Consider the following 4,131-nt stretch of genomic DNA (forward strand, 5'->3'; position numbering starts at 1 on the left):
GGCCGGACCATGAGCACGCAACTGCAGCAGCCGCGCCCGGAATCGGGCACGGCGCCGATCCGCATTCTCGTCTGCGCGACCTGCCGCGCCGCCGGGGGCGACCCCGACGCGCCCCGGCCCGGCGCCGTGCTCGCCGCCGGGCTTCGCGACGCGCTCGACCCCGCGCTCGATGCGGCGGTCAGCGTCGAGACGGTGGAATGCCTCTCCGTCTGCAAGCGCCCCTGCACGGTGGCGCTCAGCGGCGAGGGCCGCTGGACCTATGTCTATGGCGATCTCGACCCGGCAACGGGCGTCGAGACGCTGCTCACTTTCGCGCGCCAGTACCGCGAAGCCCCGGACGGAATAGTGCCCTGGCGCGAGCGCGCCGAGGCGATCCGCAAGGGCGTGGTCGCGCGCCTTCCTCCCCTCCCGATCGCGGGTTCCCGATGAATTCCCTGTCCAAGACCGCCCTTTCCAAGACTCCCTGCACCATTATCACCGGTTTCCTCGGCGCCGGTAAGACGACGCTGGTGCGCCATCTGCTCGAAAACGCCGAGGGCAAGAGACTCGCCGTCCTCGTCAACGAGTTCGGCGATCTCGGCTTCGACGGCGAATTCCTCAAGGGCTGCGGCATTTCCGGCTGCACCGAGGAGGACGTGGTCGAGCTTCCCAATGGCTGCATCTGCTGCACGGTGGCGGATGATTTCGTGCCGGCGCTGGAAAAGCTGCTCAACCGGGCCGACCCGCCGCAGCACATCCTGATCGAGACCTCGGGGCTCGCCCTGCCCAAGCCGCTGGTCCAGGCCTTCAACTGGCCGGCGATCCGCGCCCGCGTCACGGTCGACGGGGTCATCGCGGTGGTCGATGGGCCGGCGGTGGCCGAGGGCCAGTTCGCCGACGACCCCGAGGCGCTCGCCGCCCAGCGCGCGCAGGACGCCTCCGTCGAGCACGACAACCCGCTGGAGGAGGTCTTCGAGGACCAGATCCTCTGCGCCGACCTGATCCTGCTCAACAAGAGCGACCTGATCGACACAGCGACGCGCGAGCGGGTCAAGGCCGAGATCGCCGCGCATCTGCCGAAGGCGATCAAGATCGTCGAGACCAGCCGCGGCACGATCGAGCCTGCGCTGATCCTGGGCCTGAGCGCCGCGGCGGAGGCCGATCTGGCGTCGCGCCCGTCGCATCACGGCGATGGCGAGGACCATGAGCACGACGACTTCGATTCGATCGCGCTGGCGCTGCCGGAAGGCCTCGCCCCCGATGCGCTGGCGGCACGCCTCGGCAAGGCCGCCGAAGCGCAGGGCGTGCTGCGGCTGAAGGGCTTCGCCGCCGTGCCGGGCAAGCCGATGCGGCTCGTCGTGCAGGGCGTCGGCCGGCGCGTCAGCCATCATTTCGACCGGGCCTGGACCGAAGGCGAAGCACGCGACGGCCGGCTCACCGTGATCGGGCTCAAGGGCTTCGACGTGAAGGCGGTGGAGGCTGCGCTCGCCGGCGCCTGAGCGTGGGCGTGGTTCCTCGGAACCACGCCGTCATCCCGGGCTTGCCCCGGGTCCATCGAAGGGCGCGAGAGCCCTCGGATGGATTCCGGAGCGGCGCCGCTTCGCGGCTTGTCCGGAATGACGACGACTGAGTGGATGAGACGCAGTCCCCTGCGGCGGGACTCAAAGGACCGGCATGCATCTGCTCCCAACCAGCGAGATCAGGCTCGACGACGGCGAGGACGCCGTCGATCTCAGCCTGCCTCCGGGGGATGTCGTCGTCCTGTCCTTCGCCGACAGCGATCTCTCCGCGCTGGCGGCAGCCCTTCTCCCTCCCCCCGCTTGCGGTGGGGAGGGTCGGGGTGGGGGGCCGGAAAGCCGGAGCGCCGTCCTTCATCGTCTCGCCGAGCGGCACTGCCCCCCGCCCCAGCCCTCCCCACCGCAAGCGGGGGGAGGGAGAGGCGGCGCGCCTGATCTCTCCGTCCGCCTCGCCTCGCTGCGGCGGTTGCGGCACCCGCTGTCGGTCGATCTGCTGATCGAGAAGACGGTCGCGAAGAGCCGCTTCGTGCTGGTGCGCTGCCTCGGCGGGCTGGACTACTGGCGCTACGGCATCGAGCAGTTGAGCGAGACCTGCCGCGCCCAGGGCATCGCCCTGGCAGTGCTGCCCGGCGACGACCGCGACGATGCGCGGCTGGCGGGCTACGGCACCGTGCCGTCGGCCTGCGCGCGGGCGATCCTGTCGTATTTCCACGCCGGTGGCGGAGCGGAGAACATGCGGCGGCTGCTGGCGGTGGCAGCGGGGTATCTGCGGGGGCTGCCCTCATCCGACCCGGCTTCGCCGGGCCACCTTCTCCCTCTAGGGGAGAAGGACGAGACGGCGCCGACAGCGTCCTTCTCCCCCCGGGGGAGAAGGTGCCGGCAGGCGGATGAGGGCCCACGCGACGCATCAGACCTCGCCCCCCTGCCCCTCCCACCGCTGTTTGCGCTCAGCGCCAACGCCGCGCCGATGCCCTGGCACGAGGTGCTCGCCGCGCTGCCCGACCGGCCTTTCGTGCCGATCCTGGTCTATCGCTCAGCCGTCAGCTCCGGCGACACGGCGATGGGCGAGGCGCTTGCTGCAGCGCTCACCGCGCGCGGCCTGGCCCCGCTGATCCTCGCGCTGACCAGCCTGAAGGACCCGGCGGTGACCGCCGAACTGGCGGCGCTGATCGCGACGCGGCGGCCGGCTGCCATCGTCACCACCACTGCCTTCTCCGCCCGCGAGGGCGCCGATTTCGTGCTCGACGGCGCCGATTGCCCGGTGTTTCAGGCGATGCCCGTCGGCAGCGCCCGCGACGCCTGGGCGGCCTCGACCCGGGGGCTCTCGGCGGTGGACCTCGCCATGCAGGTGGCGCTGCCGGAATTCGACGGGCGGCTGGGCACCATTCCCGTCGCCTTCAAGGCTCAGACCGCCGACCCCGAAACCGGGCTGACGACGCGCCGGCTGGTGCCCGATGCGGACGGCGTCGCTGCGCTCGCAGATCTGGTAGCGGGCTGGGTTTCTCTTTCCGCCAAGCCGGCCGCCGCGCGCCGGCTGGCGCTGGTGATGTCGGATTATCCGGCGCGTGGCGGCCGGGCAGGGTTTGCCGTCGGGCTCGACACGCCAGCGAGCGTCGGAGCGATCCGGGGGCTGCTGGCAGAGGCGGGGTACGGAGTTGGTATTCCCTCGGCCGTCATCCCGGACGTAGCGCAGCGGAGATCCGGGATCCATTCCGGAGCTTGTGCCGGAGAGGTTCCGGCATGGATCCCGGGTCTCCCTCCGGTCGCCCGGGATGACGGCGCAGGTGATGAGAAGGATGCGGGATCAGAGCTCATGGCCGCCCTCACCACCGGACCGGCCACTCTCACCCTCCCGCTCGAAGCCTATCGCGCCTGGCTCGCCGCCATCCCCGAAACCGCTCGCCACGCCCTCAACGCCGCCCATGGCACGCCCGAAGCCGATCCGGCCTTCGGCGAAGGCGCCTTCCGCTTCCGCGCCATCCGTGGCGGCGCTCTCACCATCGCGCTGCAGCCGCCGCGCGATGCGACGCCGGACCGGAAGGCGCGCTATCACGACCCCGACGCGCCGCCTTGCCATGGCTATCTCGCCTTTTACCGTGCGCTGCGCGAGACCGCGGGCATCGATGCGCTGATCCATCTGGGCACCCATGGCACCACCGAATGGCTGCCGGGCAAGGCGGTGGCGCTGTCGTCCTCCTGCTGGCCGCGGCTGGTCACGCAGGGGCTGCCGGTGGTCTATCCTTACGTGGTCGACGATCCCGGCGAGGCGGCACCCGCCAAGCGACGGCTTTCGGCGGTAACGCTCGGTCATCTGCCGCCGCCGCTGGCGGAGACCGGCGCCTCTGGCGAGACCGCTCTGCTGCGCGACCTTGTCGAGGAGTTCAGCCAGGCGCAGGTGCTCGATCCGCGCCGGGCCGAGATTGTCGCCAGCGAAATCCGGGCGCGGGCGGAAGCCAGCGGGCTGGCCGAGTCCTGCGGCGTAACGCCGGACCTGCCCATGAGCGAGGCGCTGACGCAGCTCGACGCGCATCTCTGCGACATTGCCGAACTGCCCTTCCGCGATGGCTTACATATCTTCGGCCAGTCGGCGCTCGATCCCGTGTCCGCGCAGGCCGAGCGCGAGGGGCTGCTGCGC

At 71.2% G+C, this 4,131-nt stretch carries 3 protein-coding genes; all 3 read left to right on the plus strand.

Annotation, left to right across the window (positions count from 1 at the left end):
* Positions 1 to 9: 9 nt before the first annotated feature.
* Positions 10 to 429, plus strand: a complete 420-nt coding sequence (locus Q8M82_RS14835; RefSeq protein WP_305692112.1) for a DUF1636 domain-containing protein — start codon at positions 10 to 12, stop codon at positions 427 to 429.
* Positions 426 to 1,478: a cobalamin biosynthesis protein CobW gene (gene cobW / locus Q8M82_RS14840; RefSeq protein WP_305692110.1), complete on the plus strand. Its 1,053-nt coding sequence runs from the start codon at positions 426 to 428 to the stop codon at positions 1,476 to 1,478. Before Q8M82_RS14835 ends, cobW begins: the two co-directional genes overlap by 4 nt.
* A gap of 175 nt (positions 1,479 to 1,653) precedes the next feature.
* Positions 1,654 to 4,131, plus strand: a 2,478-nt coding sequence (locus Q8M82_RS14845) for a cobaltochelatase subunit CobN (RefSeq protein ID WP_305692111.1), incomplete at its 3' end; no start/stop codon positions are given.

Origin of the sequence: Allobosea sp. (genome assembly GCF_030694325.1) — a bacterium.
Lineage (GTDB): Bacteria > Pseudomonadota > Alphaproteobacteria > Rhizobiales > Beijerinckiaceae > Allobosea.

What these genes read in the sequence shown, in the direction of transcription:
- cobW (WP_305692110.1), top strand. Translation starts at nt 426, where the DNA reads ATGAATTCCCTGTCCAAGACCGCCCTTTCCAAGACTCCCTGCACCATT.
- Q8M82_RS14835 (WP_305692112.1), top strand. Translation starts at nt 10, where the DNA reads ATGAGCACGCAACTGCAGCAGCCGCGCCCGGAATCGGGCACGGCGCCG.